Source organism: Streptomyces mesophilus, assembly GCF_040300965.1.
In the GTDB taxonomy this organism is placed as follows: Bacteria; Actinomycetota; Actinomycetes; order Streptomycetales; family Streptomycetaceae; genus Streptomyces; species Streptomyces mesophilus_A.
Map to the genome: position 1 here is coordinate 1 of NZ_JBEPEW010000087.1, position 14,038 is coordinate 14,038.

At 70.2% G+C, this 14,038-nt stretch carries 12 protein-coding genes; 3 read left to right on the plus strand and 9 right to left on the minus strand.

The genetic code is table 11. From position 1 onward, the window contains the following. Positions 1–248 precede the first annotated feature (248 nt). The 5 genes from ABT367_RS26410 to ABT367_RS26430 all read right to left on the minus strand — a co-directional run bounded on the left by ABT367_RS26410 (position 249) and on the right by ABT367_RS26430 (position 5,007). A complete protein-coding gene (locus ABT367_RS26410; protein WP_352255588.1) occupies positions 249–1,115 on the minus strand; it encodes an alpha/beta hydrolase in 867 nt (288 codons plus the stop codon). Between the two features lie 140 nt (positions 1,116–1,255). Further along, on the minus strand, positions 1,256–1,981 hold the full coding sequence (locus ABT367_RS26415) for a DUF998 domain-containing protein (RefSeq protein WP_352255589.1): 726 nt from the start codon (positions 1,979–1,981) through the stop codon (positions 1,256–1,258). Positions 1,982–2,056: 75 nt separating this feature from the next. After that, positions 2,057–3,508 (minus strand): APC family permease, encoded by a 1,452-nt coding sequence (locus ABT367_RS26420; protein ID WP_352255590.1) that lies wholly within the window; start codon positions 3,506–3,508, stop codon positions 2,057–2,059. 141 nt (positions 3,509–3,649) lie between these two features. Next, entirely contained in the window at positions 3,650–4,288 is a 639-nt protein-coding gene (locus ABT367_RS26425) for a DUF305 domain-containing protein (protein ID WP_434975543.1), read from the minus strand. A gap of 56 nt (positions 4,289–4,344) precedes the next feature. Beyond that, positions 4,345–5,007 (minus strand): DUF3105 domain-containing protein, encoded by a 663-nt coding sequence (locus ABT367_RS26430; protein ID WP_352255591.1) that lies wholly within the window; start codon positions 5,005–5,007, stop codon positions 4,345–4,347. Positions 5,008–5,249: 242 nt separating this feature from the next. Here ABT367_RS26430 and ABT367_RS26435 point away from each other — a divergent pair, with 242 nt between their 5' ends. Next, a complete protein-coding gene (locus tag ABT367_RS26435) occupies positions 5,250–6,611 on the plus strand; it encodes a glutamine synthetase family protein (RefSeq protein WP_352255592.1) in 1,362 nt (453 codons plus the stop codon). 87 nt (positions 6,612–6,698) lie between these two features. Further along, positions 6,699–7,568, plus strand: coding sequence for an alpha/beta fold hydrolase (locus ABT367_RS26440; RefSeq protein ID WP_352255593.1), 870 nt, complete (start codon positions 6,699–6,701; stop codon positions 7,566–7,568). Between the two features lie 89 nt (positions 7,569–7,657). On the opposite strand, the gene ABT367_RS26445 is transcribed toward ABT367_RS26440, so the two are convergent. Beyond that, positions 7,658–8,089 (minus strand): VOC family protein, encoded by a 432-nt coding sequence (locus tag ABT367_RS26445; RefSeq protein ID WP_352255594.1) that lies wholly within the window; start codon positions 8,087–8,089, stop codon positions 7,658–7,660. Positions 8,090–8,122: 33 nt separating this feature from the next. Next, positions 8,123–8,635, minus strand: a complete 513-nt coding sequence (locus ABT367_RS26450) for a pyridoxamine 5'-phosphate oxidase family protein (RefSeq protein ID WP_352255595.1) — start codon at positions 8,633–8,635, stop codon at positions 8,123–8,125. 203 nt (positions 8,636–8,838) lie between these two features. Here ABT367_RS26450 and ABT367_RS26455 point away from each other — a divergent pair, with 203 nt between their 5' ends. Next, positions 8,839–11,829: a bifunctional [glutamine synthetase] adenylyltransferase/[glutamine synthetase]-adenylyl-L-tyrosine phosphorylase gene (locus tag ABT367_RS26455; protein WP_352255596.1), complete on the plus strand. Its 2,991-nt coding sequence runs from the start codon at positions 8,839–8,841 to the stop codon at positions 11,827–11,829. 89 nt (positions 11,830–11,918) lie between these two features. Here ABT367_RS26455 and ABT367_RS26460 read toward each other — a convergent pair whose 3' ends face one another. Next, positions 11,919–12,794: a phosphatase PAP2 family protein gene (locus ABT367_RS26460; RefSeq protein ID WP_352255597.1), complete on the minus strand. Its 876-nt coding sequence runs from the start codon at positions 12,792–12,794 to the stop codon at positions 11,919–11,921. A 159-nt stretch (positions 12,795–12,953) separates the two neighbouring features. Further along, entirely contained in the window at positions 12,954–13,970 is a 1,017-nt protein-coding gene (locus ABT367_RS26465; RefSeq protein WP_352255598.1) for a LacI family DNA-binding transcriptional regulator, read from the minus strand. Positions 13,971–14,038: the final 68 nt, after the last annotated feature.

Consider the following 14,038-nt stretch of genomic DNA (forward strand, 5'->3'; position numbering starts at 1 on the left):
ACCGGCCGTCAGTCGCGTACCGGCGTGAGGGGACGGGGTGGGGTGCATTGTCATTCGGGCGCCCCCGTCTGAAACGGCCACCCATCGCGGGAACGGTGCCATTGCCCGAATGAGCAAGCACCCCACCCCGGCCCCGACCCACGACGAAACCGCACGCGCAGAACGCACCGGCAGAAAGCCGCACACAACAGGGTGCCGCCGGGTCAGCTGGCCGGTCGCTCGGCAGGTCGGCCGAGCCGGCCAGCCCGTCACACCCGCGCCCCGACCGACAGCACAGCCGCCGCCACCTCGTCCGGTCCGTCCAGCATCACCAGATGGCTGGAGCTCGCGGAGACGCGGAAGTCCGCCCCCAGTTTGGCGGCCAGCGCACGCTGGCGTGCCAGCCATCGCCGACCCGTGCCCGCCGCGAGGACCGTGGCCGGCAGGCCGTCGGGCAGGGGGAACCGGCCGCGTACGCAGACCAGTTGGGCCGCCACATCCGCATACGTGGCGTACTCGGTCAGCAGCGCCCGAAGCGGGCGGCTCGTGGAGTAGGTGCGCCGGACGAGCCCGTACGGAGCCGGATCGCCCCCGCGCCCGGCACGCGTGAGCCGGAACGCGGCCCGCCGCCCCGGTGGACCCAGGGCGTACGGCACCCCGACCGCACCCAGTACCCCCGCGGCGATCCGCGTGAGCCCGGTACGCAGGGCCGACGCCGGACGCGGCCGTGCGGCCGTCTCGACACTGGAGTCGATCAGGACCAGACCGGCCGTACGCGCGGGGTGCAGCCGCGCGAACGCCTCGGCGTGGAAGCCGCCGAGGGAGTGGCCGGCCACCGTGGCGGGCCCATTCAGCCCGCACGCGTCGAGCACCCGGGCGATCCGGTCCGCCTCACCGGTCAGCGACGGGTCCACGGCGGCCGGTCCGCTGAGACCGAGCCCGGGGCGGTCGAAGCGGACCACCGTACGGTGCGGGACGAGCAGCCGGGCCACCGCGTCCCAGTCGAACCACGCCATCCCGAGCCCGGGGGTGAGCACACAGACCGGCCCGCTGCCCTCCACCACGATGTGATGCGGCACCCCGCCGATGCGCACGAACTTCCCCGGCACCCCGGACTCGTCGGGTGATTCGGGCACCTCGAGTACCTCGGGGGACCCGGGCACCTCTTGCGACCCGGGCTCCCGACTCAACCGCACGGACCGCTCACCCTCCCCGCCCGCCTGCACGGACCGCTCACCCTCCCCGCCCGCCCGCACGGACTGCTCACCCTCCCCGCTCACCGGCGCCCCTCCACCCTGTGCGGCACGTACTGCCCCACCCCGTACACCCTGCGCCGCCCCACCTCGTACGCGAACACCCCCAGCCACACCGCGATCAGCAGCACCTGCGACCGCTGTCCGAGCCCGAGAAGCCAGGTGCCCCTGCCCGCCTGGAACGCAGCCACGGACGCCAACGTCCAGGCGGTGACGGCCAGTTCCGCCGCCACGATCCACGGTCCGATACGGGCGAGCAGCGGCCAGGACCCGTACCGGCGGGCCGCCACTGTGAGCGCCACCATCCCCACCAGCGCACCGCACACCGCGACCGAACTGCTCACGGCGTGCGCCGCATGCGTGGCCGGGACCAGGCCCGCCGTCTCGCGGGCCGCGCACTCCGGATCGGCCGTCGGTGTGCAGCTCAGCGGCAGCCGGGAGTCGATCGCCGTGGCCGCCCCGAACAGCGCGAGCCCGGCCCAGCCGAGCGTGGACCACAGGGCGCGTGGACGGTGGCGCAGCAGACCCCACGCCGCGCCCGCGAACACGAGCAGTCCCGCCACGAGGTCCGTGGTGCGGAAGACGCCGCCGAGCGGTTCGCTCTGCGCGGCGAGTTCGCTGACGTAGGTCCGTATCGGATCGAGACCGGTGGAGACGACGACCTCGATGACCCAGGCCGTGTACGCGAGTGCGCCCAGGGCGAGCAGCACGGCGGCGGGCCGCAGGCCGCGGGTACGGGAAGGGCTCATCGCTGCACACACCACCGAGAGGGACATAGTGGGGCAAAGCCTACGTCCCGCAGGGGGGAGTGGACGCTCGGGTGCCTACTCCACGGGAGCCCGCGCACCCTGGTACTCCGGATGCACCCAGTGGGGCTTGCGGAACTTCAGGAACGCCAGCGGGATCACGAGCCCGAGGACGAGTAGCCCACCGCCGACGATCAGCAGATAGCGCCACAGCGGCCCGTCGCCGAACTGGTCCGGCGGTACGAACCCGATGACCATCGCGCACGCCGAGGCGACGAACCCGACGCCCGCGACCAGCGTCACCGCCGGCACCACGAAGCCGCGCGGCCGGTCCGGCTGGCTCTTGCGCAGCTTGATCACGGCCACGAACATCAGCAGATAGGCGATCAGATAGATCTGCACCGTGATCACGGAGAACATCCAGTACGCGGAGGACACGTCCGAGCTGAACGCGTAGAGCACGCCGATCAGGGTGGTGATCACACCCTGGGCGATCATGATGTTCTGCGGTACGCCGGCGGGGTTCAGCTTCTGCAGGAACGGCGGCAGATACCCCTCCTGGCGCGACAGCTGCACCAGCCCCTTCGCGGGACCCGCGAGCCAGGTCAGCATGCCGCCGAGCGCCGCCATCACCACCATGATCCCGACGATCTTGGTCAGCCAGGCGACGCCGAAGTGGTCGAAGAAGGCGTTGAAGGCCTGCATCAGACCGGCGGTGAGGCTGGTGTTCTCGGCGGGCAGCACCCAGCTGATGGCGAGCGCCGGAAGGATGAAGATCAGCAGCACGAGCCCGGTGGCCATGAAGATCGAGCGCGGATACTCCGAGCGCGGTTCACGCAGGCTGGAGACGTGGACGCCGTTCATCTCCATGCCCGCGTAGGAGAGGAAGTTGTTGACGATCAGGACCAGGCTGGCGAGTCCGGTCCACGGCGGCAGCCAGTGGCCGGAGTCCATCGGGGCCTCGGAGGGGTTGCCCTGCGCGAGGAAGACGATGCCGAGGACCACGAGCACGACGCCCGGGATCAGCGTGCCGATGATCAGGCCGAGGCTGGACAGGCCGGCCACGGTCTTGGTGCCGCGTGAGGTGATCCAGACACCGGTCCAGTAGATGACGACGATGACGATCGCGACGTAGAGGCCGTTCTCGGCGAGGCTCGGGTGGATGACGTACGCGAAGGTCGAGGCGACATACGCGAGCAGGCTCGGGTAGTACGCGATGGTCATCGCGAACTGGCACCACACCGCGAGGAAGCCGAGCGGCTTGCCGAGGGCCTCGCTCACCCACCGGTAGATGCCGCCGGTCCAGCCGGAGGCCAGCTCGGCGCCGACGAGGGCGGTGGGGAGCAGGAAGACGATCGCGGGCAGCAGATAGAGGAAGATCGCGGCGAGGCCGTAGATCGCCATGGAGGGCGAGGGGCGCAGACTCGCGACGGAGGCGGTCGTCATCAGGGCGAGCGTCACCCACGAGATGAACTGCCTCTTGGTGCCGTCGTCCGAGACCGGCTCTTTGACCTCGTCGGTGGTCGTCATGCGGCCATGATCAACGCGATACGGCCGCTCCGCATGCGGAGCGGCCGCCCTTGCCGGAAGCCCCGGCCCAGGTCACCGGGGCTTGACGCCCCAGGTCACCGAGGCTTGACGCCCCAGGTCACCAAGGCTTGACGCCCTGGGTCACCGAGGCTTCGCGCCCCGCTCCTTCAGCAGGTCCGCCATCAGATCGATCTCCGACTCCTGCGCGTCGACCATCCCCTGCGCCAGCCGCTTCTCGACGCCCACCACGCAGCGCTCCACACAGCCCTGGGCCATGTGGACACCGCCCTTGTGATGGTCCGTCATCAGCTGGAGGTAGAAGATCTCGGCGTCCTTGCCGCTGAGTTCGCCCAGGCGCTTGATCTCGGACTTGGTCGCCATGCCCGGCATCAGCGCGCCGTCGTGGCCGGGCGACGGCGAGGCCGGCATGTCCATCCAGCCCATCGGGTCGTCACCGGACGCGATCGGCAGCCCCCACAGGTTGAGCCAGCCGAGCAGCATGCCGCGCTGGTTGGCCTGGGTGTTGGCGATGTCGTACGCGAGGCGGCGGATGCCTTCGTCGTCGGTGCGGTCCCGTACGACGAAGGACATCTCGACGGCCTGCTGATGGTGCACGGCCATGTCCCGCGCGAAGCCCGCGTCCGCGGAGTCCGTCGAGGGCGTGGCCGAGGCGGCCGGGGCCGCCGCGTCGTCGTGGCCGTCCGCGAGCGCGAGGGTCATGCCCCCGCCGCCCGCGAGCAGCACCGCCGCGGCGATCCCCAGCCAGGTTGCGCGCTTCACTGACACAGTCCGTTCCCGATGGCTACAGAGTCCTCATGGTCGCAGAGTCCTCGTGGTTACAGGGCCAGTCCGTTGGTGCAGGCGGCGCCCGGCTCGGGGGTCTGCTTGCCCTGCACGAACTTGGCGAAGAAGCTGTCCACCCGCGGGTCCTTGGCGCTGTCCACGGTGACCTGCTTGCCCCAGGCGGTCAGCATGAGCGCGCCCTTCTGGCCGTCGACCGGGCTCATCAGGGAGTACGGGGTGGCCTTGACCTTCTCCTGGAGCGCCTTGATGTCGGCGTCTTCGGCCTGCTTGTTGTACGTGACCCAGACGGCGCCGTGCTCCAGGGAGTGCACCGCGTTCATGTCCGGGATCGCCTTGTCGTAGACGTCGCCGTTGCAGTTCATCCACACCTGGTTGTGGTCGCCGCCGACCGGGGGCGTCTGCGGGTAGGACACCTGCTTGGTGACGTGGTTGCGGCCCAGCTTCTTGGCGTCGAACTCCTGCAGGCCCTTGATGGGCGCATCGGCGGCGGCCTTGGCCTTCGCGTCCGCTTTCTCCTGCTTGTTCTGCTCGTTGATGAAGAGGTACGAGCCGAAGCCGACCAGGCCCACCACTATGACGGTGCTGATGCCGATGGTGATCAGCCGGTTGCGGCGCTCGCGGGCCTGTTCGGCGCGGCGCATCTCCTCTATCCGGGCCCGGCGATCGGCTGAGGAGTTCTTGCGGGCGGAACCCATGCTGGTATGTCCGTTCTCCAGTGGCAATGGGGCCTCCCCTGCTCGAGCGGAGTCGAGAGCTTGGGGAAGGGTCAGCTGATGTTATAGGCGGCTTGGCGCCGCGTCAGCCGCCCCGGCTCCAGGATGGACCGGACCGGTTTGCAACGTGTTCGAAACCGTGTGGTGGGATGCTCAAGTGACCCCGTGTACATGAGGCACGCTCCGGTGGTCGGCCGGCCGGCAAGGATGGGTGGAAAGTCGCAATGGACAAGCAGCAGGAATTCGTGCTCCGCACGCTCGAGGAGCGCGACATCCGGTTCGTACGCCTGTGGTTCACGGATGTCCTCGGCTTCCTGAAGTCGGTGGCCGTGGCGCCGGCCGAGCTGGAGCAGGCCTTCGACGAGGGCATCGGCTTCGACGGTTCCGCGATCGAGGGCTTCGCCCGGGTCTACGAGTCCGACATGATCGCCAAGCCTGACCCGGTGACCTTCCAGATCCTTCCGTGGCGCGCGGAGGCGCCCGGCACGGCCCGGATGTTCTGCGACATCCTGATGCCCGACGGCTCCCCGTCGTTCGCGGACCCGCGCTATGTGCTCAAGCGCGCGCTCGCCAAGTCCTCCGACCTCGGCTTCACCTTCTACACCCACCCCGAGATCGAGTTCTTCCTGCTCAAGGACAAGCCCCTCGACGGCACGCGGCCGACGCCCGCGGACAACTCCGGCTACTTCGACCACACCCCGCAGAACGTGGGCATGGACTTCCGCCGCCAGGCGATCACGATGCTCGAATCCATGGGCATCTCGGTCGAGTTCAGCCATCACGAGGGTGCGCCGGGCCAGCAGGAGATCGACCTGCGGTACGCGGACGCGCTGTCGACCGCGGACAACATCATGACCTTCCGCCTCGTCATGAAGCAGGTCGCTCTGGAGCAGGGCGTGCAGGCCACGTTCATGCCCAAGCCCTTCTCGGAGCACCCGGGCTCCGGCATGCACACGCACCTCTCGCTCTTCGAGGGCGACCGCAACGCGTTCTACGAGTCGGGCGCCGAGTACCAGCTCTCCAAGGTCGGCCGCTCCTTCATCGCGGGCCTGCTCAAGCACGCCGCGGAGATCTCCGCCGTGACGAACCAGTGGGTCAACTCGTACAAGCGCATCTGGGGCGGCTCGGAGCGCACCGCGGGCGCCGGCGGCGAGGCACCCTCGTACATCTGCTGGGGCCACAACAACCGCTCGGCCCTGATCCGCGTCCCGATGTACAAGCCGGGCAAGATCGGCTCGGCGCGCGTCGAGGTCCGCTCGCTCGACTCCGGTGCCAACCCCTATCTCGCGTACGCGGTGCTGCTCGCCGCGGGCCTCAAGGGCATCGAGGAGGGCTACGAGCTTCCGCCCGGCGCCGACGACGACGTGTGGGCGCTGCGCGACGCCGAGCGCCGCGCGATGGGCATCGAGCCGCTGCCGCAGAACCTGGGCGAGGCGATCGCCCTGATGGAGCGCTCGGAACTGGTCGCCGAGACGCTCGGCGAGCACGTCTACGACTTCTTCCTGCGCAACAAGAAGCAGGAGTGGGAGGAGTACCGCAGCGAGGTCACGGCCTTCGAGCTGCGCAAGAACCTGCCGGTGCTGTAGGCCACCAGGTGATGCCCTGCACGGCCACCGAGTGATGCCCGCCCGCGGAACCGATGAGTTCTGCGGGCAGGGCCGGTCTACAGGGGCATGAAGACCTACACACTCGAAACAGCCGGCGCGGACCTCGTCTACGACGTTCGCGGACCCTTGCCGACCGCGGACGGGCGCCCGCCGCTGCTCATGATCGGGCAGCCCATGGACGCCACCGGGTTCGTGGCCCTCGCGAAACGCCTCCCCGACCGGACCGTCGCCACCTACGATCCGCGCGGGCTGGGACGCAGCACCCGCAAGGACGGTCGGACCGACCACACACCGCAGGTCCAGGCCGACGACGTACATGCCGTGATCGAGGCGCTCGGCGCCGGTCCGGTCGAGCTCTTCGCCAGCAGCGGCGGCGCGGTCACCGCGCTCGAGGTCGTGGCGAAGTATCCCGAGGACGTGACCACACTGGTCGCGCACGAGCCGCCGCTGATCACCCTCACCCCGGACGGTCCGGCGGCCGTACGGGCGCGGGCCGGTGTCCGGGACGCGTACGAGAAGCGCGGGTGGGGAGCCGGGATGGCGCAATTCGTGGCCATGACCTCGTGGGAGGGCGAGTTCACCGACGCGTACTTCGCGCAGCCCGAGGCCGATCCCGCCGCGTTCGGAATGCCCACCGAGGACGACGGTTCGCGTGGCGACCCGCTGCTGTCCGACCTGTCGTGGGCGATCAGCGACTACCGGCCGGACGCCGAGGCGCTCACCGCCGCACCGACCCGCGTGGTGATCGCGGTGGGCGAGGAGTCCGTGACCGTGCAGACCGGACGCACCTCCGTCGCGATCGCCGAACTGCTCGGGCAGCAGGTGGTCGTGTTCCCGAGTCATCACGGCGGGTTCCTGGACGGGGAGTTCGGATATCCGGGGAAGCCGGACGAGTTCGCGCAGCGGCTGCGGGAGGTGCTCGACGGCGCGTCCTGAGCGGGCATCGGACGGGCCCGGCACCGCGGTGAAGCGGTGCCGGGCCCGGTGGCCGGTGGCTCAGCGGTGCCGGCCGGGCAGCCCGTGACTCAGCGCTCCGACAAAGGCGCCGGTGCCTCCTGAAGGACCCACCCGTTCCCGTCCGGGTCCTTGAAGAAGGCGAAGGAGTTCCAGGTCTCGCCCTTGCCCGGGGCCCAGCCCTCCGCGCCGACGTGCATGACCTCCGAGATGTCCAGGCCCCGGGCGGTCAGCTCCGCGTGGGCCTCCTCGATGTTCGTGACGCAGATCTGCAGGCCCTGGATCGCACCCGGCTCCATCGACTTCTGGCCCGGGGACGGCGGCATGCCCACCGTCAGGGCGATGGAACAGCGCGAGCCGGGCGGGGTGATCTGGATGATCCGGGTCGTGGGCGTGACCTGCTGGTCGAGGTCGACCTTGAAGCCGCACTTGTCCGCGTAGAACTCCTTGGCACGGTCCGCGTCCGTGACGGGGACGACGACTACTTCAAGGGTGTACTCCATGGTCTGCTCCATAGATTCGCAGGGATACGAGGGTCAGTCGCCGAACGTCCAGCGGGTCTGGCTGAACGGCTCGCCCTTGCCGAAGCCGAAGGCCGTACGCGGGGCGACTTCGAACACCAGAGCCTTGCCTGCACCATGCTCGAAACAGCCGTCGTTCACCTCGAAATGCCAGAAACTGCCGTACTTGCACTCCCAGGCGGCCGCCAGAGTGCGGAGCCGGGCGTCATCCGTGACGCGTACCGCGGCTCCCTCGACGACCACGTCGAAGCCCTTGTTCCAGGTGTTGTTGCCTGTGGTGAGGACCAGCTGCGGATTGGCCGCGAGGTTGAGCGCCTTGCGTTCCTGGGCGCCCGTGCAGAAGTGCAGCTTCCCGTCGCGCCAGACCGCGGGCAGCGGGGTGACATGCGGGCGGCCGTCGGGCCGTACGGTCGAGATCCAGAACAGCTCGGCCTCCACGAGCAGCGCCTCGGCCCGCGCCCACTCGACGGCCACCGCGCTCTCGTCGCTGTAGCCGGCGTTCAGCTCGGTACGGGGTGCCTGCGACATACGGGCCTCCATGAGGACCTCCTCCTTCGATGGTGCCTTTGCAGGGCAGACCGCGCGCGGGCGCGGAATTCATCGGTGGCCGCGGGCCGCGCGCGGGCGCGGAATTCATCGGTGGCCGCGGGCCGCCGGGAGCGCGGCGGGTCACAACGCGGGCGGAAAGACTAGGCTCGGCCGCGGACCTTGATCGGCGAAAGGGGCCGCAGATGACCGTGCCGGGGCGCAGAAGCAGTGCCTTCACCAGGCTCCTCCGTCACGGGTTCACCGACCCCTCCGCCGCCGAGCGGCACCTCACCGGTCCGTATCTCGCCCCCCTGCAGTCCAGCTCGGTCCTGCTCGACGCCCTCGGCGCCACGGCCGACCCCGACCTCGCGCTCACCGGTCTCGTACGCCTGGTGGAGGCGCAGCCCGACGACGAGCAGCGCCGGATGCTGTTCGACACCCTGCTGGCGGGCAAGCCGCTCAGGGACCGGCTGCTCGGGGTGATGGGCGCGTCCGAGGCGCTCGCCGACCATCTGGCCCGCCACCCCGGCGACTGGCACGCCCTCGTCACGTACGAGGCGAGTGATCTGCACCCGGGTGTCGAGGAGTTCGAGCAAGGCCTCTCCCATGCCACGGATCCCGTGTCGCTGCGGGTGGCCTACCGGCGGTGTCTGCTCTCGATCGCCGCGCGTGACGTCTGCGGTACGACGGACGTCGCCGAGACCGCCGCCGAACTGGCCGACCTCGCCACCGCCACACTGCGCGCCGCCGTCGCGATCGCCCGGGCCGCCGCGCCCGAGGACGACGCGCTGTGCCGGCTCGCGGTGATCGCGATGGGCAAGTGCGGTGGCCATGAGCTCAATTACGTGTCCGACGTCGACGTCATCTTCGTGACCGCCGCGGCCGACGGCGCCGAGGAGGGCAAGGCGCTGCAGGCCGCGACCCGGCTCGCCTCGCACATGATGCGGATCTGCTCCGAGACCACGGTCGAGGGGACCATCTGGCCGGTCGACGCCAATCTGCGCCCCGAGGGCCGCAACGGTCCGCTGGTACGGACGATGGCCAGCCATCTCGCGTACTACCAGCGCTGGGCCAAGACCTGGGAGTTCCAGGCACTGCTCAAGGCGAGGCCCGTCGCGGGCGATCCGGAGCTGGGCCGGGAGTACGTCGAGACCCTCTCGCCCCTGGTGTGGCACGCGGCCGAGCGCGAGAACTTCGTGCCCGACGTGCAGAAGATGCGCCGCCGCGTCGTCGACAGCATTCCGACCGCCGAACTGGAACGTGAGCTGAAGCTCGGGCCCGGCGGGCTGCGGGACGTCGAATTCGCCGTCCAGCTGCTGCAGTTGGTGCACGGGCGCGGCGACGCCTCGCTCAGGAGCGGCTCCACCCTGGAGGCCCTGAACGCCCTCGCGGCCGGCGGATACGTGGGCCGCGCGGACGCCGCCCAGCTCGACGAGGCGTACCGCTTCCTGCGGGCCATGGAGCACCGCATCCAGCTGTACCGGCTGCGCCGCACGCATCTCGTACCGGAGGACGAAGCCGATCTGCGGCGCCTCGGCCGTTCGCTGGGACTGCGCACCGAGCCCGTGGCGTCGCTCAACAAGGCCTGGCGCAAGCACAGTTCGGCCGTGCGCAGGCTGCACGAGAAGCTGTTCTACCGGCCGCTCCTCGACGCCGTCGCGCAGCTCGCGCCCGGCGAGATCCGGCTCTCCACGGACGCCGCGCGGGAGCGGCTCGTGGCGCTCGGGTACAACGATCCGGCGGCCGCGCTCAGGCATCTGGAGGCGCTCGCCTCCGGGGTCAGCCGCAAGGCCGCGATCCAGCGCACCCTGCTGCCCGTCCTGCTCGGCTGGTTCGCCGACTCCGCCGATCCGGACGCGGGTCTGCTGGGCTTCCGCAAGGTGTCGGACGCGCTCGGCAAGACGCCCTGGTACCTGCGGCTGCTACGGGACGAGGGCGCCGCCGCCGAGAACCTCGCCCGGGTCCTGTCCGCGGGCCGGCTCGCCCCCGATCTGCTGATGCGCGCTCCCGAGGCGGTGGCGCTGCTCGGCGACGAGCGCGGCCTCGAACCGCGCGACCACCTCCACCTGGAACAGGAGGTGCTCGCCGCCGTCGGCCGCGCGGACGGCGCCGAGATGGCGGTCGCGGCGGCCCGCGGCGTACGGCGCCGTGAGCTGTTCCGTACGGCCGCGGGCGACCTCATCCGCTCGTACGGCACCGAGGAGCACCCGGCGGAAGCGGACCCGGGAGCGCTGGTGGACCGGGTCGGCAGCGCGGTCTCCGACCTCACGGCCGCGACGCTCGCGGGCACCCTGCGTGCGGTGGTCCGCCAGGGCTGGGGCGATGAGCTGCCGACACGGTTCGCCGTCATCGGTATGGGGCGCTTCGGCGGACACGAGCTGGGATACGGCTCCGATGCCGACGTGATCTTCGTGCACGAGCCGCGCGAGGGCGTGGACGAGCACGTGGCCGCGAAGGCGGCGAACGCCGTGGTCGCCGAGATGCGCCGCCTTCTGGAGATCCCCAGCCAGGACCCTCCGCTGCTCATCGACACCGATCTGCGGCCCGAGGGCAAGAACGGTCCGCTGGTACGGACCCTCAAGTCCTACGAGGCGTACTACCGGCGCTGGTCCCACGTCTGGGAGAGCCAGGCGCTGCTGCGGGCGGAGCCGGTCGCGGGCGACGAGGAGCTGGGCCGCCGCTTCATCGACATGATCAGCACGCTGCGTTATCCCGCGGAGGGGCTGGGCGAGGACGCCGTACGGGAGATCCGCCGGCTCAAGGCGCGGATGGAGATCGAGCGGATGCCGCGGGGTGCGGACCCGAATCTGCACGCCAAGCTGGGCCGCGGCGGGCTCTCGGACGTGGAGTGGACGGTGCAGCTGCTCCAGCTGCGGCACGGGTGGGCCGAGCCGGGGCTGCGCACGACCCGTACGCGCGAGGCGCTCGCGGCCGCCCGCGCCGCCGAGCTGATCTCGACGGAGGACGCGGCCGTGCTGGATGAGGCCTGGGTGCTGGCATCTCGCGTACGCAACGGCGTGATGCTCGTACGCGGGCGGGCCGGCGACACGTTTCCGTCGGACGGGCGGGAGCTGGCCGCCGTGGGGCGCTACCTCGGGTACGGGCCCGGGCTCGTGGGCGATCTGCTCGATGACTATCGGCGTACGACGCGGAGGGCTCGGGCTGTGGTGGAGGAGCTGTTTTACGGGGGGTGAGGGTGGGTGGGGGCCTTGTCGGGGGCGTATTCCGGGGTTTCCGGGGGCTCCTATTCGTCGCCCCCGGCGCCCCCGGCGCCCCCGGCGAACTACGTTCGGATGGCCTCAAACGCCGGCCGGGCTGGAGGCGCCACCACCCGCGGCAGCTGATACGGCAGCGCCCCATACCAAGCCCACACCACCATGAACCCGAAGGCCAGGCAGAGGATGCCGCCCACCGCGTCCATCCAGAAGTGGTTGGCCGTCGCGATGATCACGACCAGCGTGGCCACCGGGTAGAGCACGCCGAGGATCTTCGCCCAGGGCGCCTTGGCCAGCGCGAAGATGGTCAGGCCGCACCAGGTCGACCAGCCGATGTGCATCGAGGGCATCGCCGCGTACTGGTTGGTCATGTGCTTCAGGTCGCCCGAGGCCATCGAACCCCAGGTGTGGTGCACCAGGACCGTGTCGATGAAGTTGTGCCCGTCCATCAGACGCGGCGGGGCGAGCGGGAACAGGTAGAAGCCGACCAGGGCGACGCCGGTGGTCAGGAACAGCACCGTGCGCGTGGCCGCGTAACGGCCCGGGTGCCACCGGTACAGCCAGACGAGAACACCGATCGTGACGATGAAATGCAGCGTCGCGTAGTAGTAGTTCATGCCCACGATGAGCCATGTCACCGAGTTCACCGCGTGGTTGAAGGCCTCTTCGAAACCGAGACCGATCGCGTGCTCGGCGCGCCAGATCCAGTCGGCGTTGCGCATCGCTTCCGACTTCTGCTCGGGCACGGCATTGCGTACCAGCGAGTAGAGCCAGTAGCTCACACCGATCAGTGCGAGCTCGATCCAGATACGCGGGCGCCGCGGCCGACGAAGCCGCTGCCACAACGTCCTCTCTGTGGCGGTCTGTCGACCCGCTTCATCCCCCTTGGGTGGCGCCGCGGCGGCCTCCGGGCCGTTCCGTGTCCTCACAGTCGTGTCACCCATGGGAGAAGAGTCTGCCAGATACCCACACCCACCTGATCATCCCTTGGTCGGGTCTTGTACGCATCCAATCCATCCTGTGGAGGACCCGACGCCTAGGGGACCTGGGGCGGTTCCCCCTGAGGGTCAGCGTGTCTACTGCGACAGACGCAGAGAACATGGTCAGCGCGGCGCCGAAGCCGTTGAACCGCGAACCACCAGCTCAGGCATGAACACGAACTCGCTGTGCGGTGCCGGCGTTCCGTCGATCTCTTCCAGCAGGGCCCGCACGGCGGCCTGTCCCATCGCGGGCACGGGCTGCCGGATGGTGGTCAGCGGTGGGTCCGTGAACGCGATCAGCGGGGAGTCGTCGAAGCCCACGACGGAGACCTGGCGCGGCACGCTCAGGCCCCGGTGGCGGGCGGTGCGGATCGCGCCGAGCGCCATCATGTCGCTCGCGCACACGATCGCCGTGCAGTCGCGGTCCAGGAGCGCGGAGGCCGCGGCCTGGCCGCCTTCGAGGGTGTAGAGCGAGTGCTGTACGTACAGCTGCGCCTCGTCCTCGCTCAGGCCCAGGCGCTCGCGCATCGCGCCGAGGAAGCCCTCTATCTTGCGCTGTACGGGCACGAAGCGCTTCGGGCCGAGCGCGAGCCCGATCCGGCGGTGGCCGAGCGCGCACAGGTGCGTGACGGCGAGATCCATCGCGGCCCGGTCGTCGGGGGAGACGAACGGTGCCTTCACATGCGGGGAGAAACCGTTGATCAGGACGTGCGGGACGCCCTTGGCGCGCAGCTGGTCGTAACGCTGCGTATCGGCCGTGGTGTCCGCGTGCAGACCCGAGACGAAGATGATGCCGCTGACCCCGCGGGCCACGAGCATCTCGGTCAGCTCGTCCTCGGTGGAGCCGCCCGGCGTCTGCGTGGCGAGCACCGGGGTGTAGCCCTGACGCGTCAGGGCCTGCCCGATGACCTGCGCGAAGGCCGGGAAGATCGGGTTGTCCAGCTCGGGGATGATCAGGCCGACGAGGCCCTCGCTGCGTTGCTTGAGCCGGACCGGCCGCTCGTACCCGAGCACGTCGAGCGCGGCAAGGACGGACTCACGGGTGGTTGCGGCCACGCCGGGCTTGCCGTTGAGCACGCGGCTGACTGTGGCTTCGCTGACCCCCGCCTGGGCTGCGATGTCGGCAAGCCGTGCGGTCACGGCACGGACCTTACCGTTCAGGGCCCTGATTGCCCACCGAGTGGGTGGACCCGGCTGCGGAGAGTGGT